The organism is Rhodovastum atsumiense (assembly GCF_937425535.1).
Classification (GTDB): Bacteria; Pseudomonadota; Alphaproteobacteria; order Acetobacterales; family Acetobacteraceae; genus Rhodovastum; species Rhodovastum atsumiense.
The window spans coordinates 4,351,128-4,376,506 of sequence record NZ_OW485601.1; the positions used below are offsets into that span (position 1 = coordinate 4,351,128).

A 25,379-nucleotide genomic window follows, 5' to 3' on the forward strand; every position below is an offset into this window, starting at 1 on the left:
GCCGTGGTCATCCTGTCCCGGCCGGGGCGGCGCAACCATGACACGACACTGTCTGGGAAGTGATTCTGCCAATAGGCGACAGCGGGAAATTGGCCGGGCCGGATGTCAGCATCGGCGCGGAGCTCGGCCGGCAGGCGGGCGGCAACGGCGGCAATATCGCCATCGAAGCGCTGCAGGAGAACGTGACCGGTAACCTCATGGAACTTTCCAGCCGCTTCCTGCAGGCGCCGGTGCTCCAGCGCCAGGGCTGCGGCGTGCCGATGGCCGCGGAGAAGGCGGGCAGCCTGGTGTCGGGCGGCATCGGCGGGCTGCCGCGCGACGGCGAGGGGCCGCAGCGCGGCCGCTATTTCGGCACAGCCTCGCCGGTGGTGCCCGCGGGCACCGGCGTGACGGTTCACCTTGCCGCGGACGCACGGCCGGGCGGGACCTGCCGGCAGGACGGCGGTCCCTGACCTGGACATGGCCTCAACCGCTGTCGGACGAAGCCTGCACCAGCCTCTGTTGCGGCGAGGTCGAGCTGTTCTGACCCGCCTGTCCCGCCGCCCCCCGTACGTAATCGTCCTCAGCGTCCTTGCGAACTGCGGCATGCGCCCGTCCCGCGCAGAATGGCGCAAGGTCGGATGACGCTCCGGACCCCGGGGGCGGTGACGTGCACAGTGCAGAGGCCAGCCTCGTGCTCGTGGTCAGCGACGACGCGGCCCTGCGCCGCTCGCTCGCCCTGCTGCTGCGCGCGAGCGGACTGGCGACGCAGGACTTCGCCTCGTCCACGGCCGTGCTGAAAAGCCTCGTGGCAACACCGGCGGCGCGGCGACGCTGCTGCCTGCTGGTCGATCACCACCTGCCCGGCGGCACCGACGGGTTGCGGCTGCTGCAGGACCTGGCGGCGGTGGCCGTGACCGTCCCGGTCGTGCTGCTCGCCGACTGGGCCAGCCTGGAGCTGCGCCGCCGCGCCGGCGCGGCGGGCGCGGCCGCCGTGCTGCAGAAGCCGCTGCTGCAGGACAGCATCGTGCAGGCGATCAGCGATGCCCTGGCAGGCGCCGGGTGATCACCCGTGTTCGGCCAGCAACGCCAGCCGCACCGCCTCGGCCAGGCTGTGCACCCCCAGCCGCGCCATCAGCCGCGCCCGGTGGACCTCCACCGTGCGCGGGCTGAGCCCCAGATCATGCGCGATGGTCTTGTTCGGCTTGCCCGCCACCAGCAGCGCCAGCACGTCGCGCTCGCGCGGCGAGAGTGCGGCGATGCGTGCGGCGGCACGGGCGGCCTCCGGCTCCGGGGGCGCGGGCTCGGCCGGGGCGGCCGGCCGGGCCCGCAGCGCCGCCTCGATCGCCGCCAGCAGGATATCTTCGTCGAAGGGCTTCTCGATGAAGTCCGTGGCACCTTCCTTCATCGCCCGCACCGCGGTGGAGATGTCGCCATGTGCCGTCATGACGATGACCGGCCGGCGGAAGCGCCGCTCCCGCAGCCGCCGCAGCAGCCCGATGCCATCGAGGCCGGGCATGCGCAGATCGGTCAGCACGCAGCCGATGACATCGTCCTGCGCCGGCAGCGCATCGAGGAAGGCAAGCCCGGACAGGTGCCCCACCGTGGGAATGCGCACCGAGCGCAGCAGCAGGCCGATGCCGCGGAGCACCGCCTCGTCGTCGTCGATGATGTGCACGGTGGGGGCGCGCGGCGCGGGGGATGCCTCATCCGGCGGCGTGGTCACGCGCACCTCCCGCGGCCGGCACCGCGTCGGGGGCGGCGGTGGGCAGGGTGAAGCGGAACACGGTGCCGCCACCGGGATTGGGCTCGGCCCAGAGCCGGCCGCCATGCGCCTCGATGATCGAGAGGCAGATCGACAGGCCCACCCCCATGCCATCCGGCTTGGTGGTGACGAAGGGCTCGAACAGGTGCTCGACGATCATCGGCGCCAGGCCCGGGCCGGTGTCGGCGACCGCGACCTCGACGCTGTCCGCATCGGCGCGCCTGGCGCTGACGGTCAGTTCGCACGGGCGCGGCGCGGCGAGTTCAGGGGCGGCGTCCTCCATCAGCGCCTGCACGGCATTGCGCAGCAGGTTGAACAGCACCTGCTGGATCTGCACCCGGTTCACCAGCACAGGCGGCAGGCGCGGGTCGAGCGCGTAGGTGACGTGCACGCCGCCGTGCCGCGTGCCGGCCAGCGCCAGCGCCCCGGCATTGCCCACCAGTTGCGCCAGGTTTTCCAGCGAACGCTCGCTCTGGCCGCGGGAGACGAATTCGCGCAGGTGCTGGATGATGCGCCCGGCCCGCAGGGCCTGCTCGGCGGCGAGGTCCACCGCTTCGCGCGCCTCCGCCGCGTCCTGCGGCGCGCCGAGGTCGGTGGCAAGCAGCCGCCGCGCCGCGCGCAGGGCGCTGATCGCCGAGGTCAGCGGCTGGTTCAGCTCGTGCGCCAGCGCCGAGGCCATGGCGCCGGTCTCGCTGAGCCGGGCGACGTGCAGCAATTCGGCCTGCAGTTCCTGCAGCCGGGCCTGGGCGGCGCGCCATTCCGTCAGGTCGCGGGCGAAGCCGGTGAACAGGCGGCGCTCGCCGATTTGCAGCTCGCCGATCGACAGCTCGATCGGGAAGACCGCGCCGTTGCGACGCTGCCCGGCGACGACACGCGGCAGGCCGATGATGCGCCGCTCGCCGGTGCCGACATAGCGGGCGATGAAGCCGTCATGCGCCGCGCGGTCGGGGTCGGGCATCAGCATCGCGACGTTGCGGCCCAGCACCTCGGCGGCGGTCCAGCCGAAGGTCCGTTCGGCGGCGGAGCTGAAGGCTTCGATGATGCCGTGGTCGTCGACCACCAGCATCGCGTCCGGCACCGTGCGCAGGATCGAGGCCAGCCGCGCCTCGCGCTCCTCGACCGCGAGCTGGGCGCGGACCTGCGCGGTGATGTCGCTGTGCATCACCACCGCCCCCGCCGGCTCCTGCCCGGCCAGCACCGGCACCGCCACCATCAGGAACCATTGCCGCTCCCCGCCCGGCAGGTCGCAGGGATAGGCGATCTCCAGCCGGTCGCGCCGCCCCGCCAGGATCTCCGGCAGGCCCTCGGCGACCGCGGCGGCGACGGTGTCGCCCGCCGCCATGGCCGGGCGGCAGGCAGCGAGGTAGCTGGCGCCGATGAAACCGTCCCCGGTGCCGCCGTCAGGGGCCTGTACGCCGGCGAAGCGGCGCCAGGCAGCGTTGACCGCGACGATGACGCCGGCGGCGTCCAGCAACACCACATGGGCCGGCAGCGCGTCCAGGATCGCCGCCTGCTGCCGGGCCAGGAGCTGCCGCTCGCGTTCCTGCGCGTGCCATTCGGTGACGTCGATGCGGGCGCTGCAGATCAGGTCCTGGCCCTTCAGCCGCAGCGGCGCGTCGAAGGTGAGGATGTCGCGCAGGTCGCCCGCGTCGTTGCGCCGCCGGGTCTCGAAGCGGGCCTGGGCGGTCGCCGTCAGCCTGCGTGCCGGCGGCGCGGCGGCGCCGGGCGGCGGGTCGCGCCAGGCCTGGGCGAGATCATTGCAGGCAACGCAGCTTTGCGTCTGCGGGTCGATCAGGGCCAGCGCCACCGGCACGGCGTCGAACAGCTCGCGGAACTGCGCCTCGGCCGCGCGCAGCCTGGCGGCGGCGAGGTTGCGCGCCGCGGCGGCGCGCAGGTCGGGCCGGCGCGGCGGGGTTTCGTCCGGGGCGAGCAGCATGCCCCAGCCGCCGCGCCAGCCGCCGCCGGGGGCCCGGATCCGGCTGCCGTGCAGTTGCGCCCGCGTCCCCCCGCCGGCGGCGGGGGCGGCCAGCCGGCAGGTCACGGCGAAGCCGCTGCCCCGCCGCATGGCCCGGGCCACCGCCGCCAGCACGGCCGGGCGATCCTGCGGGTGGATCGCGGCCAGCAGCCGGGTGGGCAGTCGGGCACCACGCGTGGCTGCCGGCCAGCCGAAGCAGACCAGTCGTCCGGTCGCGGCATCCCAGTCCCACCTGCCGAGGATACCGGCAGTGGCTGGGGGGTGACCCATCCTGCCCGTGCTCCACTTGCATTGCCGGTCGCATGCTACATCCGGCCCGCGGCACTGTCGCGTGAGCCCCGGACGTGGGAGACCTGTCCCGCACGGTGGTGCCGCGCCCGCGGCCCGCCGGAGCCGTTCACCGCTTCGGGTAGGCCGTGAAGACGAAGTCCTTTGCCCGGGCGATCGTGTGGCACGCGGCCCCGCAACCGGCCCCGCTCCCCTCGGGTGAGAAGGTATCTGAGGCGGGCGCGTAGTTGAACTGGGCGTATCCCCATCCGCCGCTGTCCGGGAAACGCCGGCTGTCCTTCACCATGAAGTCGATGTTCTTCAGGACATCCGGCACGATCGTCGGAGCGGGGGCGTCCTCGCTCCGCTTCGCCGTCCAATGGATCTTCGCCATCCGGGCGCCATCGGGGAAAGGCTTGCCGTTGCCCGGACTGCCGGCCTGGTAGGCGTCGATCATCACGGGATTGCCGAGGATCACATCGATCACGTCGCCGGCCTGGCTGACGGCGATGGTCCGCCAGCCTTCGTATCCCCTGAACTCGGAGAAGGACAGTCCATCCGGCACCTGCACGGCGTACTTGTCCTGCGCCGCAAGAACCATGCCGCCTGCGACAAGAGGCAGTGCCGCAGCCGTCGCCAGGGATGCAGTCCTTGTCACCGCCCGCTCCCTTTCGTTGTCTGCTTTTTATTGCGGATCAAGGATATATAAGGAAAAAGCGCTACCAAGGGCGGCAGGCTCCGTCAAGCGCGGGGATCCTTTGCTCCGGATGCAGTGACCGCGCCGCACCGTCATTCCGTCATCTCACACGATGTTGAGGGTTGCGGATCGGGTACGCCCCCTCCTGTTCGGGATTCCAACACACGAACCGCCCATCACGGATGCAGGGAGGCCGCGATGCCGAGGATGCGGGTTGTGCAGGTGGCGACAAAAGGCGGCCCGTTCGAGCTGGTGGAGCGCGAATTGCCGGAGCCCGGGCCGGGAGAGGTGCGCGTCAGGGTGCAGGCCTGCGGCGTCTGCCACAGCGATTCGATCGGCAAGGAGGGCCTGTTTCCCTCGGTGCCCTATCCGATCGTGCCGGGGCACGAGATCGCCGGGGTGATCGACGCGATCGGTGCGGGTGTCATCGGCTGGGAGGTGGGCACGCGGGTCGGCGTCGGCTGGTTCGGGGGCCATTGCGGCCGCTGCGAGCCGTGCCGCCGCGGCGATCTCGTGGATTGCCGCAACCTGCGCATCCCCGGCGTCACCTATGACGGGGGCTATGCCGAGGCGATGATCGCGCCCGCCGACGCGCTCGCGCTGATCCCCGACGAGCTTTCGCCGGTCGAGGCCGCCCCGCTGCTGTGCGCCGGCGTGACCACCTTCCATGCGCTGCGCGAAAGCGGGGCGCGACCCGGCGATCTCGTCGCCATTCTCGGCATCGGCGGGCTCGGGCATCTTGGCGTGCAGTTCGCCGCGAAGATGGGATTCCGCACCGTCGCCATCGCCCGCGGCCAGGACAAGGAACCCCTGGCGCGGCAACTCGGCGCGCATGTCTATCTCGACAGCCGGTCGCAGGATGTGGCGGCCGAGCTGGCACGGCTGGGCGGGGCGAAGACGATCCTCGCGACCGTGACCAGCGGCAAGGCGATGAGCGCCGTGATCCCGGGGCTCGCGGTGCGTGGCCGGCTGATCGTCGTCGGCGTGGGGATGGACCCGATCGAGGTCCCGGCGCTGGACCTGATCGGTGGCAGCCGCTCCGTCGTGGGCCATGCCTCGGGAAGTTCGATCGATTCCCAGGATACCCTGGCCTTCAGCGCGTTCTCCGGCGTGCGCCCGACCATCGAGACGATGCCGCTGGAACGCGCAGGCGAGGCCTATGACCGGATGATGCGCAACGAAGCCCGCTTCCGCATGGTGCTGACCACCGGCCTGTGATGCTTACTTAAGTATTCCTACTAAGAATTCTTCCCAGATCGCAGGACGGCCACGCCGGCCGCATCTTGGTGCTTGCCACAGTTCGGATGGCCTTCTCAGGCGGCGTGGAACCATGCAGGACGCCGGAGAGATCAGGTATGGACGGGCCAGCGGCCCGGACCGGTCCACACGAAGCGACGATGCGGATCCCTCGGTGCTGCATCGCCCTCTGACCATGGCGGTGCGACGGGCGCTGATCCACCTGAACGACGCGGCCTCGCGGGCAGATCTGCTGTTTCTCGAACGCTGGGAAATCCGCCCCATGCCGGGTTTGGCCGCGGCCCTGCGGGTCAGCCAGTTGCGCCGGGCCAATCCCGCGCTGGTGGCCGAGATCCGGGCCGAGCTGAACCGCGCCCGCGCGGCGGAGGTCGTGCCGGTTCGCATCGTCGCCCGCGCCGGCAGTGGTTGAGGCAGCGACGCCCCGGCGAGGAGGCCAGAACCGAGGAACGGCCGCAAGACGCACGCAGCGACGACGCGCGCTTATCCCAAGGAGGCAAAGCCATGCCGACGTCGGAAGTCATCCTGGTCATCACGGCGGCCCCGGAGCGGACCGAGAGACTGCTCGGGGCGGCCGGGCGACTGGCCGCGCTGACCGGCGGGGCCCGCATCATCACCTTCCCCGTGCCGCTGGCGGAGATGGCCGCTGCCGAGCGGGTCGCGGCCGGGATCGATGTCGGTGCCACCATTCGCGCCCAGGGCCGCCGGGCCGATCTGATCGTCATGGCCCGGCCCGAAGCCGATGACGATGTCGCGACGCGCCAGGCGTTCCGTGCGGCGCTGTTCCAGACCGAGCGGCCGCTGCTGGTGGTGCCGCCGGTCGGGCCGGTGGACAGTTTCGGCCATCGCGTGGCGATCGCCTGGCGCGACGATACCCGCGCGGTCAAGGCGGTGCTGCCGGCGCTGCGGCTGCTCGCCGGCGCGCAAGTGGTGCAGGTGATCACCGGCCAGCGGCCGGGAACCATCGTGCCCGGCCTGCCGGCGGTGCTGGCCGAGCACGAGGTGAACGCCACGCTGCACCCGCTCGACCTGGGCGCGGAGCCCTTCGGGCAGGTGCTGCTGCGCGAGACGCGCGCGCTGGAGGCCGACCTGCTGGTGATGGGAGCCTTCGCCCACACGCAGATCCGCGAATTGCTGCTCGGCGGCACCACCCGCTACGTGCTGGAGCACGCGGAGCTGCCGGTGCTGATGCGCCACTGAGCCAAGCTGATGTAGGGCGGACGCAGTCCGCCATCGCAAGCCAGCCACCTCGTGGAGTGCGGCGATGGCGGATTGCGCTGCGCTTATCCGCCCTACATTCGCTGAGCCGCGCAGCGCTAATGGGGTGCAGGGCTCTCCTGACCCCTGCTGGGTCCAGGGCGAAGTCCTGGCCTTGCGCTGATGGCGCGCATCTTCACTGTCACCAGCTCCAGCATGCGGAAATTGCCCAGCAGCGTGCCGCCGGTCTTGCCCCAGGACAGGGTCGCCCAGGCACGTTCGTGCAGGTAGAACAGACCGATCTTGGTGAACACCTCCGCCCCGGCGATACCGCCCGCGAGCTTCAGGTGGCCGGTGATCAGCCAGCTCAGCAGGAAGGTGTCGATCGAGCCAGTGATGCGCCAGGTGACGCCCTTGGCCAGGCTGCGCCAGTGCCATTCGCGCAGCGGCGGGGCCGGCGCGTCGTCCATCACCATGCCCAGGGCCACGGTGGCGTTGCTGTCGCGGTCCACCAGGATGAAGCCGCCGAGTTCCCGGTCTTCCTCGTAGCGCGCGGCGGCGATGCTGCGGTCGAGCTTCAGCGTGACAAGGCCGATGCCGTTCGCCTCCAGCCCGTCCGCCGGCATCTGTTCGAAGGAGTGGATGTCGATCGCATGGTGCAGGACGGTGACGCGTGCGCCCGCAGTGGCGGTGGCGAGGCGGATCTCGTATTCGCCGCCACGACCGAGCGGGGTGTCGTCCATCCACAGCAGGCGTGCGGTCAGTTCCCGCCGTGGCCGCAGCCCGTCCTCGGCGCCGATGATGACGTCGCCGCGGGAGATGTCGATGTCTTCCTGCAGGGTCAGCGTCACCGCCTGCCCGGCGACGGCGTCGGCAACGTCCCCGTCGCCGCCGACGATGCGTGCCACCGTGGCGGCATGGCCGCCCGGCAGCACGCGCACGCGCTGGCCGGGATGGACGCTGCCGCGCACGAGCGTGCCGGCATAGCCGCGGAAGCCGGCGCTGCGCCGGTTCACCCATTGCACTGGCAGGCGCGGCGACAGCGTCGCTTCCTCGGCGTGCGTCGGCTCGATGGTTTCAAGGTAGCCGAGCAGGGTGGGGCCATCGTACCAGCCCATGCGCACGGAAGGCCGGACCAGGTTGTCGCCCTCGCGCGCGCAGAGCGGGATGGCGATGACCGAGGCGAAGCCGAGCGGGGCGACGACGCGGCGGAACTCGGCGACGATGGCCTCGAAGGCGGCTTCGTCGAAGCCGACGAGATCCATCTTGTTGACCGCCAGCACCAGGTGCGGCACGCGCAGCATGCCGGCGATGAAGGCGTGGCGGCGGGTCTGCGGCTGGATGCCGCGGCGCGCATCGACCAGGATCACGGCGAGGTCGGCGCCGGCGGCACCGGTCGCCATGTTGCGCGTGTATTGCTGGTGGCCGGGGGTGTCGGCGACGATGAAGGCGCGCCGGCGCGTGGCGAAGTAACGATAGGCGACGTCGATGGTGATGCCCTGCTCGCGCTCGGCGGACAGGCCGTCCACCAGCAGCGCGAAATCCAGATCCCCGCCGGTGGTGCCCCAGCGGCGGGAGTCCTTTTCCAGCGTCGCCATCTGGTCGGAGGGCACCAGCCCGGCATCGTGCAGCAGCCGGCCGATCAGCGTCGACTTGCCGTCATCGACCGAGCCGCAGGTGAGGAAGCGCAGCAGCGAGACCGGGCGCGCCGGCAGCCCGGCGACGGGAAGGGCGTCCTCCAGCAGCGCCGCATCGGGGGGCAGGGCGTCCATCAGAAATACCCTTCCTGCTTCTTCATTTCCATCGAGGCGCCGCCGTCGTGGTCGATCAGCCGGCCCTGGCGCTCGGAAACGTGGGCCGCGCGCATCTCGGCGATGATGGCGGGAAGCGTGGTCGCCGTGCTCTCGATCGCGCCGGTGAGCGGGTAGCAGCCGAGGCTGCGGAAGCGCACCATCCGCGTCTCGATCCGCTCGCCCGGGCGCAGCGCCATGCGGTCGTCGTCGCGCATCACCAGCATGCCGTCACGCCGCACCACCGGACGGGGGGCGGCGAAATACAAAGGCACCACCTCGATGCCTTCGCGGGCGATGTAGTCCCAGACATCCGCCTCGGTCCAGTTGGAGAGCGGGAAGACGCGGAAGCTCTCGCCGGGGCGGCGGCGGGTATTGAAGCGGTGCCAGGGCTCTGGCCGTTGCGCCTTCGGGTCCCAACGATGCTCGGCGCTGCGCAGGGAGAACACGCGCTCCTTGGCGCGCGACCTTTCCTCGTCGCGGCGGGCGCCGCCGATGGCGGCGTCGAAGCGGTGATGGTCCAGCGCCTGGCGCAGCGCCTGCGTCTTCATGACGCGGGTGTGCAGTTCCGGTCCGGAATCGAAGGGATTGACCCCGGCGGCGAGGCCGTCCGGGTTGACGTGCACGATCAGCTCGCAGCCCAGCGCCGCGGCCTGGCGGTCGCGGAAGGCGATCATGTCGCGGAACTTCCAGGTGGTATCCACATGCAGCAGCGGGAAGGGCAGGCGGGCGGGATGGAAGGCCTTGCGCGCGAGGTGCAGCAGCACGGCGGAATCCTTGCCGATGGAATAGAGCAGCACGGGGTGCTCGCAGGTGGCGACCACCTCGCGCAGGATGTGGATGCTCTCGGCTTCCAGCCGTTCCAGGTGGCTCAGCAGCTTCATGCCACGCTCTCCCGCCGGGTGCGGGCGAGGCGGCCATCGGGGCCGACATGCAGGCCGCATTCCCGGGCGCTGTCCTGTTCCCACCACCAGCGCCCGGCGCGTTCGGGTTCGCCGGGGGCGATGGCGCGGGTGCAGGGGGCGCAGCCGATTGAGGCATAGCCCTGCGCGTGCAGCTTGTTCACGGGCACGGCGTGGTGGGCGAGGAATTCGTCCACGCGGGCGCGCGTCCAGTCGCGCAGTGGATTGGCCTTCAGCAGCCCGTGTACGGGATCGCGTTCGAGGAAGGGCAGTTCGCTGCGGTGGCCGGACTGGTCGGCACGCAGGCCGGTGATCCAGCCAGCGGCGCCATGCAGGGCGCGGCGCAGCGGGGCGAGCTTGCGCACGCCGCAGCAGGCGTGGCGCGCGGCGGGGGAGTCGTAGAAGCCGTTGATGCCCTGGGCCGCGACCAGGTCCTCCAGGGCGCCCGCATCTGGGCAGACGGCCTGCACGCGCAGGCCGTAGCGGCGTTCGGTTTCCGCCCAGACCTCGTAGGTCTGCGCGAACAGCCGGCCGGTATCAAGGGTGACCAGCGTGACCTGCAGCCCCGTCGTGGCGATCAGGTGGGTCAGCACCTGGTCCTCGGCGCCGAAGGAGGTGGTCAGCACCAGCCGCCCCGGCAGGGCGCGGCGCAACGAGGCCAGGCGCATCGCCGGGTCGAGATCGGTCCAGAGCGAGGCAAGCGCGGCCGGATCGGCCGCCGTCAGGGCGGAAGACACGGGAAATGCTCCTGGGCAGCCGGTGAAAGGGGGCGGAAGATTCAACGCGGGGCGTACGGTGTCAACGCCCAACAACAATCACTACAGGTGAAGTTTTGCTGCGCCCGTCACAGGCAATGGCGGACAGGAAGTTCAATATTATGTGATGATAAATAATACTATTATTTTCGGTGATTATTGCCCGGCCTGCGACTGTGGCGAAATCCAGGAAGGGAAATCAACCGTTGGCACTCCGCCCGTTTCGGGATGTTGATCTGTATTTAACACTCGAATTTTGGTTATCCGACCAAAAATACCAAGTATAAGTCAATTATCCATTATAAGTAATATTGTTTGCAAAGTTATATGCCATATTTTATCATCAATGACACGTCAACAGCTTATCATGTGGGTGGCCCGCGTCGGGTGGGGACAGGCAAATACAGGCATGCGAAGCTTTTCAGCTCAATTGCTGGCGTTCCTTGCCATCGTCGCCGGCCCGGGAGGGCGGGTGGCCGTGGCGCCCGCCCAGCGACCGGCGGGCCGGGCTGCGTTCGGCCGCCTTGCCGCGGTATTCGGCCGGATGGTCGGCACGGCGCGTACCGGCCGCCCACTGCCACTGGACACCGAGTCGCAGCAGCGACGCCTGTTCGACGGCGCGCCACTGGCCAGCTACCTGGTCGAGCCGGACAGCGGGTGCATCGTCGCCTGCAACGCTGCCGCTGCGGCCATGCTGGGGTACGACCAGCCGACCCTGTGCACGATGCGGCTGGCGGATATCGAGACCGAGACAGGGGATCCGCGGCCGCCGCCAGGGCAGGGCGGACAGTTCGAGACCCGCCACCGCACCAGCGCGGGCGAACTGCGCGACGTGCTGGTGGCGGCGGCCCCGGTCGAGACCAACACCGGCCGGCTGCTGCACTGCACCGTTGTCGACATCACCGCCCGCAAGCGCACCGAGGCCCGGCTGCGCTCCACCTTCGAGGAAGCCGCGGTCGGCATCCTGCACATCTCCCCGGGCGGGCAGGTGCTGCGGGTCAACCGCTATGTCTCCACCGCCCTCGGCTATCGCCGCCACGAGATCATCGGCCGCTCGGTGCAGGACCTGGTGCTGCCGGCGCAGCGTGAGGAAGTGTTGCTGCAACTGCGGCGCATCGCGCGCGGGGAAATCGACAGCTATTCCGGTGACCGCGTCTATCTCGGCGCCGACGGGCGGCGGGTGGAAGTGGCGGCGACCGTCTCCATGGTGCATGACCGGCTGGAGGAACCCTATTTCCTGGTCATCGCCCAGCACATCAGCGACCGGCGCAGGGTCGAGGCGGCGCTGCAGAAATCCGAACGCCAGTTGCGGCAGATCTTCACCACCAGCCCGCTCGGCATCGCCGTGCTGACGGCGCGCTGCCACCGCATCGTCCAGGCCAACAACGCCTTCGCCCGCGTGCTCGGCACCAGCGAGGCGGAACTTGCCGGGCGGTCGCTGTTCGAACTGCTCGCCCCCGGCCCCGAGATCGCGCTGCCCGCGCCCGGCGCAGCCGAGGCAGCGCCCACCGATACCCGCGACATCTGCATGCTCACGCGCGCCGGGCGCAAGGTCTGGCTGCGCATGTCGCTCACCCGGTTCGAGGACCCGGGCGGTACCACGCCGATGGTGCTCGCCATCACCGAGGACATCACCGAACGGCGCGTGATGGAGGCGGCGCTGCGCCAGGCCAACCGCCTGGAGGCGATCGGCAAACTGACCGGCGGCATCGCCCACGACTTCAACAACCTGCTCAGCGTCATCACCCTGGCGGCGGAGACGCTCGCGGACCTCCGTGACCCCATGGTGGCGCGGCCGGCCGGGGAGATCGTCAGCGCGGCACTGCACGGCAGCGAGATGGTGCGCCGCCTGCTGGCGTTTGCGCGCAAGCAGCCGCTGGCGAGCCAGGCGGTCGACCTGAACGCGGTGGTGTCGGACACGGTGAACCTGCTGGAGCGCAGCCTCGGCGAAGCCATCCGCATCGAGCTCGATCGCGCCCCCGGGCTGTGGATCGCCGAAACCGATCCCGCGCAGGTGCAGGATGCGGTGCTGAACCTCGCCATCAACGCCCGCGACGCCATGCCGCGCGGTGGCGTGTTGCGCATCGCCACCGCCAACCTTGCCCTGCAGGCCGAGGCCGCCCGTGCGGCGGATCTGCCGGCGGGCGAATACGTGACCCTGACCGTCGCCGATACCGGCTGCGGCATGGCACCCGAGGTGCTGGAACACGCGCTCGACCCGTTCTTCACCACCAAGCCGCATGGTGCCGGCACCGGCATGGGGCTGTCGACGATCTACGGCTTCGCCCGGCAATGCGGGGGCAACCTGAAGATCAGCAGCGCCCTGGGCGAGGGGACACAGGTGCGCCTGCTGCTGCCGCGCGCCGCGGCGGAAGCGGTGCCGGGCCCGCGCGAGGGACCGCGCCTGGCCCCGCCCGCACCGGCCGCTTCACTGCGGCGCATCCTGGTCGTCGACGACAATGCGGCCCTGCGCAGCGTGGTGATCCGGCAACTGGTCTCGCTGGGCTACGACGTGCTGGCCGCCGAAAGTGGCCCGGCGGCACTGGACTTCCTGCAGGGCGACGCCGCGATCGACCTGCTGTTCACCGACGAGGTGATGCCGCAGGGACTGAGCGGCACCGAACTGGCCGAGGCGGCACGGCGGTTGCGACCGGACATCAAGGTGCTGCTCACCACCGGCTACGCACCCGGGACCGCCATGGAAAGCCGCGAAAACGCCCCCCAGCATCCGTTGCTGGCCAAGCCCTATCGCCGCTCCGATCTCGCGGCGAAGGTGCGCGAGGTGCTGCTGGACTGAAGAGGAAGGAAGGCCAGGGCGCTGCCCTGGACCCGGCAGGGGCCACAAGGCCCCTGCACCCCAATAGCGCTGCGCGGCACGGGAACTTCAGCAAATGTAGGGCGGATCAGCGCAGCGCAATCCGCCATCGCGAGGGTGCCGGCTTGCGTTGGCGGACATGCGTCCGCCCTGCGTCATGACGCCATTGGCTCACGCGGCCTGCCGGATGCGCCGGTTCTGGAAGGCGACGAGCCGTTCCATCTTGCGCAGGTCCGCTGCCCCGAGCTGTAACGCCGCATCCACCCACATCTCGACGATGTCGAGCAGCTCCTGCAACGGCACCGTGTTGATCCGCCGGCGAGTGGCATAGATCGCCCGGTGCGCGGCATGGCGGCGCTCCTGCCGCTCGATCAGCTCGCGCACCGCCTGCTCGCCGCGGCCGCTGTCCACCACCAGGTCCACGACGCCCAGCTCGTGCAGCTCGGTCGCGGTGTAGGTGCGCCCGCTGAGGATGATCCGCTCGGCGATGGCGGGGGCGATGCGGCGCGCGAGGTAGCTGTAGGCGCCCATGCCGGGAAAGAGGTTGAACAGGCATTCGGGAAAGCCGAAGCTGGCATGGCGCTCGGCGACGATGATGTCGAAGGCCAGCGCGGTTTCGAAGCCGCCGCCGAGCGCATCGCCCTGCACCAGCGCAATGGTGACGGCGCCGCCGCCGAAGGCCTGGGTGTTCTCGTGGATCGCATGCACGCAATCATGCCCGTAGCGGCGCAGGCCGGCACGGTCGCCGGTGCGGATCGCGTGGGCGAACATCGCAAGGTCGCCGCCGAGATTGAAGATGCCGGGCGCGCGCGAGGCCATGATGAAGTTGCGCAGGCCGACATTGCCCAGGCGACGCAACTGCGCCTGCATCCGCAGGATCTCGCCCAGCAGGTCCGCCGAGAAGATCGGGCGGCCCTCCGGCTGCATGTAGCACCAGCAGGACGCGTTCGCGGCATCGATGCTGATGTCGAGATGCCGGTAGTCGGCGAAACTCGTGCAGGGCACCGGGTTCAGCACGATCGGATGGATGTCGGCCGCCTGCCGGGAGAGACGGGCCGTGGCGGGCAGGCGAGGGGGCGTGCCGAAAACCTTCGGCTGGCTGGGCAGAAGATCAAACTCGGTCGCATGCAGTTGCATCGTAATCTCCCTGTGCCAACTCGGCTGGCCGTCTTTGCGGCCTTTCCACATACGATAGTGGTCCGAGGCCGCCTTTATGGCCCGGCAGGACGACAAATGAACCACATCAATTGTTATGTTTTGAGAAGTGGCTTTTTGCTTATTTTAGTGTCGGAAATTACTATGATCGGAATGTCATCCTTTCTCGTGATGCATTCAGATCGGCCTGGCCATGCACGACGGCACAGGCTGGCCTGTTGCACGGTGTCCCGAATTGCGCGGAATTCGTCAGTTTGGTGATTTTAGTTATACCTCTGGTTGTGGCGGGCTGATACTATCTCATGTCAAGTATTCATCTGACAATTGTTTCAGCACTGCACGTGCTGAACTGACAACGGGCATGGACTCATGACGACCCGATCCTCGATTGCTCTTGGTTCCAAGGTGCGCCTCGCGTTCGCGGGCCTGTTGCTGATGGTGCTCATGGTCGGCGGCACCGCGCTGTACGAGGCCTTGCAGATGCGCGCGGCCAGCGCGGATCTCGCCAGGAACCGCCTGCCGAGCATGGAGACGATCGGGCGACTGATCGAGGCGGTGACACGGTTCCGTTCCGTGCAGGGCTCGCTGATCATCGCCACCGAGGCCGACAGGCCGACGCTCCGCGGGCGCATGACGGAGGCGCTGGCCGATATCGAGGCGGCGCGGCGGGACTACCAGTCCCTGGTCGATCCCGGGGAGGAGACGCGGGTGCTGCTCCCGGCCATCGACGAGGCCTGGCGGGCCTACCGGGCGGAGAGCGCGAAGCTGGACGCCCCCGGACTGGACCGCGACACCGCCGCCCGCATCCTGACCGTCGAGATCTTCCCGACCTTCATGAAGCTCCGTGAGGCCCTGCAGGCCGATGTCGCCTACAACCAGCGCCAGTCGAAGAGCGGTGCCACGACGGCCGAGGATGCCTTCACCCAGGCCGCATGGCTGATCGGCGGCATGACCGTGCTGGCGACCCTGTTTGCGGTGCTGACCTCGGGCTGGCTGAACGGCAATGTCGTCGTGCCGCTGCTGCACGCCATCACCGTCACCCGCAGCCTCGCGCGCCGCGACTACGGTTTCGCGTTGCCGGGGCTGCACCGTCCCGACGAGACCGGCGACCTCGCGCGCGCCTTCGACGAATGCCGCACCGCGCTGAAGGACGCCGACGCCATGGCGGCGGCACAGGTGAAGGACGCCGAGGCCAAGGCCGGGCGGGCGACCCGGCTCGCCGAGCTGACCCGCGGCTTCGAGGCCCGGGTCGGGCAGATGGTCGGCGTGCTGGCATCGGCGGCGACCGAACTGCGGGAGACGGCGCAGGCCATGTCCGGCACCGCCAGCCAGACCGCGGAGCGCGCGACGGCGGTGACCGAGGCCGCGGACAAGGCCAGCGGCAACGTGCAGACCGTCGCGGCGGCGGTCGAGGAACTGGTGTCCTCGGTAGCCGAGATCACCCGCCAGATCGACCAGTCCGCGGCGGCGGCGGACAAGGTCGCGGGCGATGCCCGGCAGACCGAGGCCATCGTCCAGTCCCTGGCCAACGAGGCCGAGCGCATCGGCCAGGTGATCGGCCTGATCACCGGCATCGCCGGCCAGACCAACCTGCTGGCGCTGAACGCGACCATCGAGGCGGCGCGCGCGGGCGAGGCTGGGCGTGGCTTCGCCGTGGTCGCATCGGAAGTCAAGACGCTGGCCGGCCAGACCGCCAAGGCCACCGAGGAGATCGCCGGGCAGATCGGCCAGATCCAGGCTTCCACCCGCGAGGCGGTGGTGGCGATCAAGACCATCACCACGACCATCAGCGAGGTCAGCGCCACCACCGCGGCCATCGCCGCCGCGGTCGAGGAACAGGGCGCGGCCACCCGCGAGATCGCCCGCAACGTCCAGCAGGCGGCCGCCGGCACCGGCGAGGTGACGCGCAACATCACCGCGGTCGATGGCGCCGCACAGCAAACCGGCGAGGGCGCCCGCGCCGTGCTCACGGCGGCGGGCGACCTGTCGCGGCAGACCGAAAGCCTCAGCGGCGAGGTCAATACCTTCCTCGCCGGGGTCAGGGCGGCCTGATCCCGCCGCATCAGGGGACGCAACGGCTTGCAAGCCGCAACCACGCTTCCCTATCATCACCTCTCGGGCATGGCCACAAGACCAACCCGGGAGGAAACGAGGGCACGGCGCGCACGCGGCGCGACCGGCCCGGGCCGTGTTGCCACCGGCCCGAACTCCCTCCGTGGTTGCCGCGGGCAAGGATCGCCGCCGTCGCGTGATGGAGGCCGGGGGGATGAACGAGCGCCAGCTTCGCCTGGCCTGGGAAGCCTTCATGCAGGGGCGGCACCCGCCGCCCGCGCTGCGGCCGGTGGTGCTTGAGTCCTGGCGGCGCTCTCAGCAGCACCGCATCCAGGCCAGCCGCCACCACGCCCCGCTGCTCGGCGAACCCGAGCTGTTCCGCCGCCGCACCGCCGGGGCGAGCCTGCTGCAGGCGGCCCGCCCGGCGCTCGCCAAGGCCCGTACCTTTCTGGCCGATGCCAACGCCATGGTGCTGCTGACCGACGCCGCCGGCACCATCATCGAGGCCAGCGGCGATCCGCGTGTGCTGGAGTTCGGCCGGCGCATCCACCTGCAGCAGGGCGGGCTGTGGACCGAGGCCGCCATCGGCACCAACGCCATCGGCACCGCCCTGGCCTCCGGCGAACCAGTGCAGATCCACGCCGCCGAGCATTTCTGCGACGAGGTGCAGCGCTGGACCTGCGCCGCCACCCCGATCCACCACCCGCTCGACGGGCAGTTGCTGGGCATCCTCGACATCTCCGGCCCGGCCAGTTCCTTCCACCCGCAGAGCCTGGCGCATGCGGTGATGGCCGGGCAGCACATCGAGGCGATGCTGGAACGCGCCATCCGCGCCGAGCATGACCGGCTGCTGCAGAGCCTGGTGCGGCGGCGCCCGGACTGGCTGGCCGACGAATTGCTGGCCGTCGATCCACGCGGTATCGTCGTGCATGCCACCGAACACGCCCTGCCGGGGCTGGAGCGGCTGCATCCCGGCCTGCTGCAGGGGCGCACCCTGCCGGCGCTGGCGGGATCGCCCTGCGAGCACTGGCCGGAGCTGTTGGCGCGGCTGCTGCCGGGGGGAACGGTGGAGCTGGTGCAGCACGAGGGCCGGGCACTGGGCGCGGTGCTGGTGCTGCGTAGCCGCCGTCGCCCGCCCGCCGCCTCCACCGCCCCCGCCGCAGCCGCCCGGCCGGAGGCGGCGGGCTTCGAGGCGATCCTCGGCCAGAGCCCGGCGCTGCGCGCGGTGATCGAGCGCGCCCGCCGCTTCGCCGCTTCCGACGCGCCGGTGCTGATCGAGGGCGAGACCGGGGTTGGCAAGGAACTGTTCGCCCGCGCCATCCACCAGGACAGCGCCGCCCGTCGCGGCGCCTTCGTGCCGATCAATTGCGGCGGCCTGCCGCGCGAGCTGATCGCCAGCGAATTGTTCGGCTATGCGGAGGGCGCCTTCACCGGCGCGCGCAGCAAGGGCCATGCCGGCCGCATCGAGGCGGCGCAGGACGGGTTGCTGTGTCTGGACGAGATCGGCGAGATGCCGCTGGAACTGCAGGCCTTCCTGTTGCGCGTGCTGGAGGATGGCGTCGTCTATCCGATCGGCAGCAACGAGGGGCGCAAGGTACGGGTGCGCATCGTCTCCATGACCAACCGCAACCTTGCCGCCGAGGTGGCGGCGGGGCGGTTCCGCCAGGACCTGTATTACCGGCTGGCAACGCTGCGGCTGGCGATCCCGCCGCTGCGCGAGCGGCGCGACGATGTGCCGGCGCTGGCCGTGCATTATTGCCGGCTGGCGGCGGCGCGGCTGGGACGGCCGGCGCCGGAGCTGGGCGAGGACGCGCTGGCGTTGCTGCGGGATTATTGGTGGCCGGGCAATGTGCGGCAGTTGCGCAACGTGATCGAGGCCATGGTGGTGGCCGCCGAGCATCCCTGCCTTGGCGCCGGCGACGTGCCGACCGAATTGCTGCCCGGCACTGCGCTGGATGCGCCGGCGCCGATGCCCGGACCGGAAGCGGCGCCCGCCAGCCTGAAGGCGACCGAGCGCGCCGCCATTCTCGCGGCGGTGCGGGCCTGCCATGGCAACCTCACCCGCGCCGCGCGGCAACTGGGGATCGCGCGGTCGACGCTGTACCGGCGGCTGCAGGAACTCGGGCTGGAAGCGGATTGAACGGGGACGCCCGTCGCGTCAGCCGCGGTCGGGGATGACCTGGCCCAGCACCTGCATCAGGTCCGCCGCCGAGACCGGCTTGAGCAGCCAGCCGGTGGCCCCGGCCGCCCTTGCCTCGGCGCGCGCGGCGTGCCCGGAATCATTGCTCAGCAGCAGGATGGGGGTGAAGCGCATGGCGGGCAGCCGGCGTGCCTGCCGGATCATCTCCACGCCGTTCATGCCGGGCATGTGGTAGTCGGCGATCACCAGCCCGAAGCCATGCGTCCGCATCTGCGCCAGCCCGTCCTCGGCGGAGGCGGCGCGGGTCACGGCATAACCGTTGCGTTCAAGCACCGAGGTGATGCTCATCAGCAGGGTCGGTGAATCGTCGACCAGCAGGATCTCCCGCGAGAGGGAACCGTGCTCGGGCGGGGTGTGGGAGAACAGGATGTGGCGGGACGGCACGGCGTTCATGGGGCAGTCTCCAGGCGTTCACAGACGATATCGACTGCAAAGCCGATGTAGGAATCGTGGGGAAAACGCCGGGCCAGCGCACGCAAATCCGGAATGGCCGTCGCGGTGCCGATCCGTTCCAGGGCTTCCACGCCGGCAGCGCAGACATTCACATCGGGGTCGGATCGGATCGCCTCGATGATCCAGCCAATGGCGGGGGGATGCCGCATGCCGGCAAGCGTCGTCATGCCGGCGATGCGCAGATCCGGATCGGGGGCACTCAGCAGCGCGCGCACGCGGGGCGCGGCCGGCTCGCCGATTTCTTCCAACCCCATCGCTGCCGTATTGCGCATCCACGCATCTTCGTACGAAAGAACCCCGATCAGGACATCGATGGCCGCAGGTGTTGCCAGTTCGATCAGAGCGCTCAACACCGCATGCTGAACATATCGGACAGTTTCCCCTCTCAATGCAACCGAAAGTAAAGGGATCGCCGTCGTCGCATCCGAATGCCTGGCGATTTCTCGCACGGCGGTGCGCCTGACGCAGGGATCGGCCGCATCGAGATCGGCCAGCACCACCAGCAGCGGCCGCTCCGGCTCCGGGCACGCCAGCGCGTCATCCGAATTGGGTGTGATCAGAAACATCGCAGCCTTTCCCCGGCTTCTCCGATGGCCCGGCCATCGGCGTGTTTGCATCATTGCCAGGAAGACCGCACTGCAGCGGTTCCATCTCCCCGGGCGTGCCGGCGATGTTACGTTATGCCAAATTTCACGGTCAATTACGGAATAATTTGCAAATCCGCAAATATACCGTGAGTGCCTCGATGCGGCATGGCGCTGCGGACGCATCTCCATGGGGGGCCTTGCCCGTGCGTCGTACGTCTCGATCCGCGACGGTCTGTCCCATCCGCGGACGTACCCGGACGGGCCGCAAGCGCCCTTGGGACACGGAGTTGCCTGATCCGCCGGGATTCATCCCCGGCCGCCGGGGTTGGCACGGGACATGCTGTGTTGTTCCCCGTGTGATCCGGCGACAAGCCGGCGCGAACCAGGGGAGAAAACGGCGTGAACGTCCTGCCACGCAACATCCAGGTGCTCGGCATCGATGCCGGCGGCACCATGACCGACACGTTCTTCGTCGATGCCGAAGGCGATTTCGTCGTCGGCAAGGCCCAGAGCACGCCCGAGAACGAGGCGATCGGCCTGCTGCGCTCCAGCGAGGACGGGCTTGCCGCATGGCAGATGCCGCTCGATGCCGCGCTGCAGCAATTGCAGACCGGCGTCTATTCCGGAACCGCGATGCTCAACCGGGTGGTGCAGCGCAAGGGACTGCGCTGCGGCCTGATCGTCAATCGCGGGGTGGAGGATTTCCACCGCATGGGCCGGGCGCTGCAATGCTACCTTGGCTATGCCTACGAGGACCGCATCCACCTCAACACCCATCGCTACGATCCGCCGCTGGTGCCGCGCCATCTGACGCGCGGCGTGGTCGAGCGCATCGACATGATGGGCAAGGTGGTGATCCCGCTGCGCGAGGAGACGGCGCGGCAGGCGGCGCGCGAGCTGATTGCAGCCGGCGTCGAGGGCATCGTCATCAGCCTGCTGCATTCCTACAAGAATCCCACGCATGAGCGGCGTGTGCGCGACCTGGTGGCGGAGGAAGTGGCGGCGTCCGGGAAATCCATTCCGGTCTTCGCCTCGGCCGATTACTACCCGGTGCGCAAGGAAAGCCACCGCACCAACACCACCATCCTGGAAGCCTATGCCGCCGAACCCTCGCGCCAGACGCTGCGGCGCATCTCCGACAGCTTCAAGGAACACGGGACGAAATTCGATTTCCGGGTGATGGCGACGCATGGCGGCACCATTTCCTGGAAGGCCAAGGAACTGGCCCGCACCATCGTCTCCGGGCCGATCGGCGGGGTGATCGGCGCCAAGTACCTGGGCGAGACGCTGGGCTATTCCAACATCGCCTGTTCCGATATCGGCGGCACGTCCTTCGACATCGCGCTGATCACCCAGGGCGAGCTGACCATCCGCAACGATCCCGACATGGCGCGGCTGGTGCTGTCGCTGCCGCTGGTGGCGATGGATTCGGTGGGGGCGGGGGCGGGCAGCTTCGTGCGGCTCGATGCCTACACCAAGGCGATCCGGCTCGGCCCCGACAGCGCGGGGTACCGCGTCGGCGTCTGCTGGGAGGAAAGCGGCATCGACACCGTCACCGTCTCCGACTGCCACATGGTGCTGGGCTACCTGAACCCGGACAATTTCCTCGGCGGGCAGGTGAAGCTGAGCCGGCAACGCTCCGTCGATGCCATCCGCACCCAGATTGCGGAGCCGCTCGGGCTGTCGGTGGAAGACGCGGCGGCGGGCGTGGTGGAACTGCTCGACAGCGAACTGCGCAACTACCTGCGGGCGATGATCTCCGGCAAGGGCTACAGCCCGCAAAGCTTCGTCTGCTTCTCCTATGGCGGGGCGGGGCCGGTGCATGCCTATGGCTACACCGAAGGGCTCGGCTTCGAGGATGTCATCGTGCCGGCCTGGGCCGCCGGCTTCTCCGCCTTCGGCTGCGCCGCGGCGGCCTTCGAGTACCGCTACGACAAAAGCCTCGACATCAACCTCGCCCCCGACGCCTCGGAGGCCGAGCGCGAAGCCGCGGCGGCGACGCTGCAGGCGGCCTGGACCGAACTGACCCGCAACGTGCTGGAGGAGTTCCGGCTGAACGGCTACGCCCCGGAGCAGGTGACGCTGCAGCCCGGCTACCGCATGCAGTATCGCGGCCAGCTCAATGACCTGGAGATCGACGCGCCGGTGGCGCGGCTGGACGGGGCGGCGGACTGGGACCGGCTGGTCGAGACCTTCAACGACACTTATGGCCGCGTCTATGCCGCGGCGGCGCGCTCGCCGGAGCTGGGGTATTCCGTGACCGGCGCGATCATGCGCGGCGCCGTGCCGATCGTGAAGCCGAAGATCCCCACCGAAGCGCTGGCCGGCGAAACCCCGCCGGAGACGGCGCGGCTGGGGACGCGGAAATTCTATCGCAAGCAGCGCTGGGTGGACGCGCAGATCTGGCGCATGGAGGCGCTGCTGCCCGGCAACCGCATCGCCGGTCCGGCCATCATCGAATCCGACGCTACCACCTTCGTGGTGCCGGACGGGTTCGAGACGCGGCTGGATCAGCACCGGCTGTTCCACCTGCGCGAAGTCTGAGCCGCCTTAAGGCAAGAACGGGGAAACACCATCATGAACATCGACGTGCGACCGGACAGCCTGGCTGTCCAGGCCCGGGGCATCGTGCGTGGCGGCGAGCGGCTGAAGGCGCATCGCGACCGTATCATGGCAGCCACCCGGCACACCCGCCATTATGCCGGGCTGGAACGGCTGGAACTGCGCGAGCGCCAGCCCATCCTGTACAACAAGCTGTTCTCGCGGCTGCGCGCGGGCGTGGTGGATGCGCGCGAGACCGCCAAGAAGATCGCCGCCTCGCCGATCGTGGAGCAGGAAGGGGAGCTGTGCTTCACCCTGTACAACGCGGCCGGCGACTGCATCCTGACCTCGACCGGCATCATCATCCATGTCGGCACCATGGGTGCCGCCATCAAGTACATGATCGAGAACGAATGGGAGGAGAACCCGGGCGTCGCCGACGGCGACATCTTCTGCAACAATGACTGCCTGACCGGCAACGTGCATCCCTGCGACATCCACACCATCGTGCCGATCTTCCATGAGGGCGAGCTGGTGGCCTGGGTCGGCGGCGTGACCCACGTGATCGACACCGGCGCGGTCGGGCCGGGATCCATGTGTACCGGGCAGGTGCAGCGCTTCGGCGACGGCTATTCCATCACCTGCCGCAAGGTCGGCAGCAACGACACGCTCTGGCGCGACTGGCTGCACGAGAGCCAGCGCATGGTGCGCACCACCCGCTACTGGATGCTCGACGAGCGCACCCGCATCGCCGGCTGCCACATGATCCGCAAGCTGGTGGCCGAAGTGATCGCCGACGAAGGCATCGACGCCTTCTGGAAGTTCGCCTACGAAGCCGTCGAGCACGGCAGGCTCGGGCTGCAGGCGCGCATCAAGGCGATGACCATCCCGGGCACCTACCGGCAGGTCGGCTTCGTCGACGTGCCGTACAGCCACGAGGACGTGCGCGTGCCCTCGTCCTTCGCCAAGCTGGACACCATCATGCACGCGCCCTCGGAGGTGACGATCCGCAAGGACGGCACCTGGCGACTGGATTTCGAGGGGTCGAGCCGCTGGGGCTGGCACACCTACAACGCCCATCAGGTCAGCTTCACCTCCGGCATCTGGGTGATGATGACGCAGACCCTGATTCCGACCGAGCTGATCAACGACGGCGCCGCCTACGGCACCGAGTTCCGGCTGCCCAAGGGCACCTGGATGAACCCCGACGATCGCCGCGTCGCCTTCGCCTATTCCTGGCACTTCCTGGTCTCCGCCTGGAGCGCCCTGTGGCGCGGGCTGAGCCGGTCCTATTTCGGCCGCGGCTACCTGGAGGAAGTCAACGCCGGCAACGCCAATACCTCGAACTGGCTGCAGGGTGGCGGCTTCAACCAGTACGACGAGGTGCACGCGGTCAACAGCTTCGAATCCGCCGCCGAGGGCACCGGCGCCTGTGCCATGAAGGATGGGCTCGATCATGCCGCCGCCATCTGGAATCCCGAAGGCGACATGGGCGACATGGAGATCTGGGAACTGGCCGAGCCGCTGCTGTATCTGGGGCGGCAGGTGAAGGCCAATTCCGGTGGTTACGGCAAGTACCGCGGCGGTTGCGGCTTCGAAAGCCTGCGCATGGTCTGGAACGCCAAGGACTGGACCATGTTCTTCATGGGCAACGGCCACATCACCTCTGACTGGGGGCTGATGGGCGGCTATCCGGCGGCCTCGGGCTACCGGTTCGCGGCGCACCGGACGAAGCTGAAGGAACTGATCGAGAGCGGCAAGCCGATCCCCCTCGGCGGCGACAGCGATCCCGAGAACCCGGACTATGACGGGCTGTTGCCGGAGGCGCTGATCAAGCGCGACAAACAGGCGATCACCACCGAGGAGATGTTCGCCGATTACGACCTGTACCTGAACTACCTGCGCGGTGGGCCGGGCTTCGGCGATCCGCTCGACCGCGAGCCGGCGCGGGTGAAGGCTGACCTCGACGGCGGCTACCTGCTGCCGCGCTTCGCCGAACGCGTCTACGGCGTGGTGGCGGCGAAGCAGGAGGACGGCACCTGGATCGTGGACGAGACCGCCACCGCGGCGCGCCGCGCGCAGATCCGCCGGGAGCGGGTGGCACGGGCACGGCCGGTCGGCGAATGGATGGCGGAGGAGCGGGCGCGCATCCTGCGGAAAGAAGCCGGGCCGCAGGTGCTGCAGATGTTCGCTTCTTCCTTCCGGCTCGGCCCGCGCTTCGAGCAGCAGTTCCGCAGCTTCTGGAAGCTGCCGGAAGACTGGACCCTGATCGAGGAGGAGATCGGCGTGCCCGCCTACGGCGCGCGCTACGCCATGGACCTGTCCGAACTGCCCGACGTGCGGCCGGTCCGCTTCGTCGAGGAATGACCCGCAGCATCAAGGAAGCAACGCCATGGCCTACCCGCGCAACAAGATCGCCGAACTGATCGACGGCAGCATCGATCCCGATACCCTGCACAAGATGCTCGCCGATGCCAAGGATCCCGGCCGGTTCAGCACCTATGTGGACATCCTGCAGGAACGCGTACCCTGGAAGGACCGCATCATCCTGCCCTATGGGCCGAAGCTTTACTGCGTGCAGGTGGCGGCGACGAAGCAATGGACCATCCGTTGCGAATGCGGCCACGATTTCTGCGACCAGCGCGAGAACTGGAAACTGCACGCGCTGATCAACGTCCGCGATACCCCGGAGGCGCTGGAGGAAATCTATCCGCGGCTGATGGCGCCGAGTGGGGACTGGCAGGTGTACCGGGAATATTTCTGCCCGGAATGCGGCACGCTGCACGACGTGGAGGCCCCGACGCCGTGGTACCCGGTGATCCATGACTTCGAGCCGGATATCGAGGCATTCTATCGGGAATGGCTCAACCTGCCGGTGCCGGAACGGGCGGCGGCGTAGCAAGGGAAGGCCAGGGCTCTGCCCTGGACCCGGCAGGGGCCACAAGGCCCCTGCACCCCATTCGCGCTGCGCGGCACGAAATGGGTTCCAAGGGCG

At 69.4% G+C, this 25,379-nt stretch carries 20 protein-coding genes; 11 read left to right on the forward strand and 9 right to left on the reverse strand.

Annotated features, from left to right (window positions below; translation table 11 throughout):
• Positions 1 to 89: 89 nt before the first annotated feature.
• Positions 90 to 452 (forward strand): hypothetical protein, encoded by a 363-nt coding sequence (locus NBY65_RS19675; RefSeq protein ID WP_150045021.1) that lies wholly within the window; start codon positions 90 to 92, stop codon positions 450 to 452.
• Between the two features lie 197 nt (positions 453 to 649).
• Positions 650 to 1,045 (forward strand): response regulator, encoded by a 396-nt coding sequence (locus NBY65_RS19680; protein WP_162530843.1) that lies wholly within the window; start codon positions 650 to 652, stop codon positions 1,043 to 1,045.
• Here the strand turns inward: NBY65_RS19680 and NBY65_RS19685 are convergent, their stop codons facing one another.
• The 3 genes from NBY65_RS19685 to NBY65_RS19695 form a co-directional block, all read right to left on the reverse strand.
• Positions 1,046 to 1,705 carry a response regulator transcription factor gene (locus NBY65_RS19685; RefSeq protein WP_203330714.1) on the reverse strand — a complete coding sequence of 220 codons (660 nt, stop codon included), beginning with the start codon at positions 1,703 to 1,705 and terminating at the stop codon, positions 1,046 to 1,048.
• Positions 1,686 to 3,989, reverse strand: coding sequence for a PAS domain-containing sensor histidine kinase (locus NBY65_RS19690; RefSeq protein WP_150045015.1), 2,304 nt, complete (start codon positions 3,987 to 3,989; stop codon positions 1,686 to 1,688). The genes NBY65_RS19685 and NBY65_RS19690 overlap by 20 nt, the downstream gene beginning before the upstream one ends.
• Before the next feature lie 127 nt (positions 3,990 to 4,116).
• Positions 4,117 to 4,644, reverse strand: a complete 528-nt coding sequence (locus NBY65_RS19695) for a cytochrome P460 family protein (RefSeq protein ID WP_203330713.1) — start codon at positions 4,642 to 4,644, stop codon at positions 4,117 to 4,119.
• A 237-nt stretch (positions 4,645 to 4,881) separates the two neighbouring features.
• Here NBY65_RS19695 and NBY65_RS19700 point away from each other — a divergent pair, with 237 nt between their 5' ends.
• From NBY65_RS19700 to NBY65_RS19710, 3 genes are all read left to right on the forward strand, one after another.
• Positions 4,882 to 5,901 carry an alcohol dehydrogenase gene (locus NBY65_RS19700; protein ID WP_150045013.1) on the forward strand — a complete coding sequence of 340 codons (1,020 nt, stop codon included), beginning with the start codon at positions 4,882 to 4,884 and terminating at the stop codon, positions 5,899 to 5,901.
• A gap of 193 nt (positions 5,902 to 6,094) precedes the next feature.
• Entirely contained in the window at positions 6,095 to 6,349 is a 255-nt protein-coding gene (locus tag NBY65_RS19705) for a hypothetical protein (protein WP_150045011.1), read from the forward strand.
• Between the two features lie 92 nt (positions 6,350 to 6,441).
• A complete protein-coding gene (locus NBY65_RS19710; protein ID WP_150045009.1) occupies positions 6,442 to 7,137 on the forward strand; it encodes a universal stress protein in 696 nt (231 codons plus the stop codon).
• Between the two features lie 116 nt (positions 7,138 to 7,253).
• On the opposite strand, the gene NBY65_RS19715 is transcribed toward NBY65_RS19710, so the two are convergent.
• Genes NBY65_RS19715 through NBY65_RS19725 form a run of 3 tightly spaced genes read right to left on the reverse strand, consistent with a single transcriptional unit; the run spans position 7,254 to position 10,563 of the window.
• Positions 7,254 to 8,906, reverse strand: a complete 1,653-nt coding sequence (locus NBY65_RS19715) for a GTP-binding protein (RefSeq protein ID WP_150045007.1) — start codon at positions 8,904 to 8,906, stop codon at positions 7,254 to 7,256.
• A complete protein-coding gene (gene cysD / locus NBY65_RS19720) occupies positions 8,906 to 9,808 on the reverse strand; it encodes a sulfate adenylyltransferase subunit CysD (protein WP_150045005.1) in 903 nt (300 codons plus the stop codon). The genes NBY65_RS19715 and cysD overlap by 1 nt, the downstream gene beginning before the upstream one ends.
• Entirely contained in the window at positions 9,805 to 10,563 is a 759-nt protein-coding gene (locus NBY65_RS19725; protein ID WP_203330712.1) for a phosphoadenylyl-sulfate reductase, read from the reverse strand. Before NBY65_RS19725 ends, cysD begins: the two co-directional genes overlap by 4 nt.
• Positions 10,564 to 10,990: 427 nt before the next feature.
• Between NBY65_RS19725 and NBY65_RS19730 the strand changes: the two genes are divergently transcribed.
• A complete protein-coding gene (locus NBY65_RS19730; protein ID WP_162530842.1) occupies positions 10,991 to 13,378 on the forward strand; it encodes a PAS domain S-box protein in 2,388 nt (795 codons plus the stop codon).
• A 189-nt stretch (positions 13,379 to 13,567) separates the two neighbouring features.
• Here the strand turns inward: NBY65_RS19730 and NBY65_RS19735 are convergent, their stop codons facing one another.
• Complete coding sequence (locus NBY65_RS19735) at positions 13,568 to 14,533, reverse strand: crotonase/enoyl-CoA hydratase family protein (RefSeq protein ID WP_150045001.1); 966 nt, start codon at positions 14,531 to 14,533, stop codon at positions 13,568 to 13,570.
• A 387-nt stretch (positions 14,534 to 14,920) separates the two neighbouring features.
• Between NBY65_RS19735 and NBY65_RS19740 the strand changes: the two genes are divergently transcribed.
• Together NBY65_RS19740 and NBY65_RS19745 are read left to right on the forward strand one after the other, a co-directional pair.
• Entirely contained in the window at positions 14,921 to 16,603 is a 1,683-nt protein-coding gene (locus tag NBY65_RS19740; protein ID WP_150044999.1) for a methyl-accepting chemotaxis protein, read from the forward strand.
• A 214-nt stretch (positions 16,604 to 16,817) separates the two neighbouring features.
• Positions 16,818 to 18,743 (forward strand): sigma-54-dependent Fis family transcriptional regulator, encoded by a 1,926-nt coding sequence (locus tag NBY65_RS19745; protein ID WP_150044997.1) that lies wholly within the window; start codon positions 16,818 to 16,820, stop codon positions 18,741 to 18,743.
• Between the two features lie 18 nt (positions 18,744 to 18,761).
• On the opposite strand, the gene NBY65_RS19750 is transcribed toward NBY65_RS19745, so the two are convergent.
• Positions 18,762 to 19,196, reverse strand: coding sequence for a response regulator (locus tag NBY65_RS19750; RefSeq protein ID WP_150044995.1), 435 nt, complete (start codon positions 19,194 to 19,196; stop codon positions 18,762 to 18,764).
• Positions 19,193 to 19,822, reverse strand: coding sequence for a HEAT repeat domain-containing protein (locus NBY65_RS19755; protein ID WP_162530841.1), 630 nt, complete (start codon positions 19,820 to 19,822; stop codon positions 19,193 to 19,195). The genes NBY65_RS19750 and NBY65_RS19755 overlap by 4 nt, the downstream gene beginning before the upstream one ends.
• Before the next feature lie 420 nt (positions 19,823 to 20,242).
• Here NBY65_RS19755 and NBY65_RS19760 point away from each other — a divergent pair, with 420 nt between their 5' ends.
• Genes NBY65_RS19760 through NBY65_RS19770 form a run of 3 tightly spaced genes read left to right on the forward strand, consistent with a single transcriptional unit; the run spans position 20,243 to position 25,283 of the window.
• Entirely contained in the window at positions 20,243 to 22,387 is a 2,145-nt protein-coding gene (locus NBY65_RS19760) for a hydantoinase/oxoprolinase family protein (RefSeq protein WP_150044991.1), read from the forward strand.
• A 33-nt stretch (positions 22,388 to 22,420) separates the two neighbouring features.
• Positions 22,421 to 24,751, forward strand: a complete 2,331-nt coding sequence (locus tag NBY65_RS19765) for a hydantoinase B/oxoprolinase family protein (protein WP_150044989.1) — start codon at positions 22,421 to 22,423, stop codon at positions 24,749 to 24,751.
• A 25-nt stretch (positions 24,752 to 24,776) separates the two neighbouring features.
• Entirely contained in the window at positions 24,777 to 25,283 is a 507-nt protein-coding gene (locus tag NBY65_RS19770) for an acetone carboxylase subunit gamma (protein ID WP_150044987.1), read from the forward strand.
• The last annotated feature ends 96 nt before the right edge of the window (positions 25,284 to 25,379 follow it).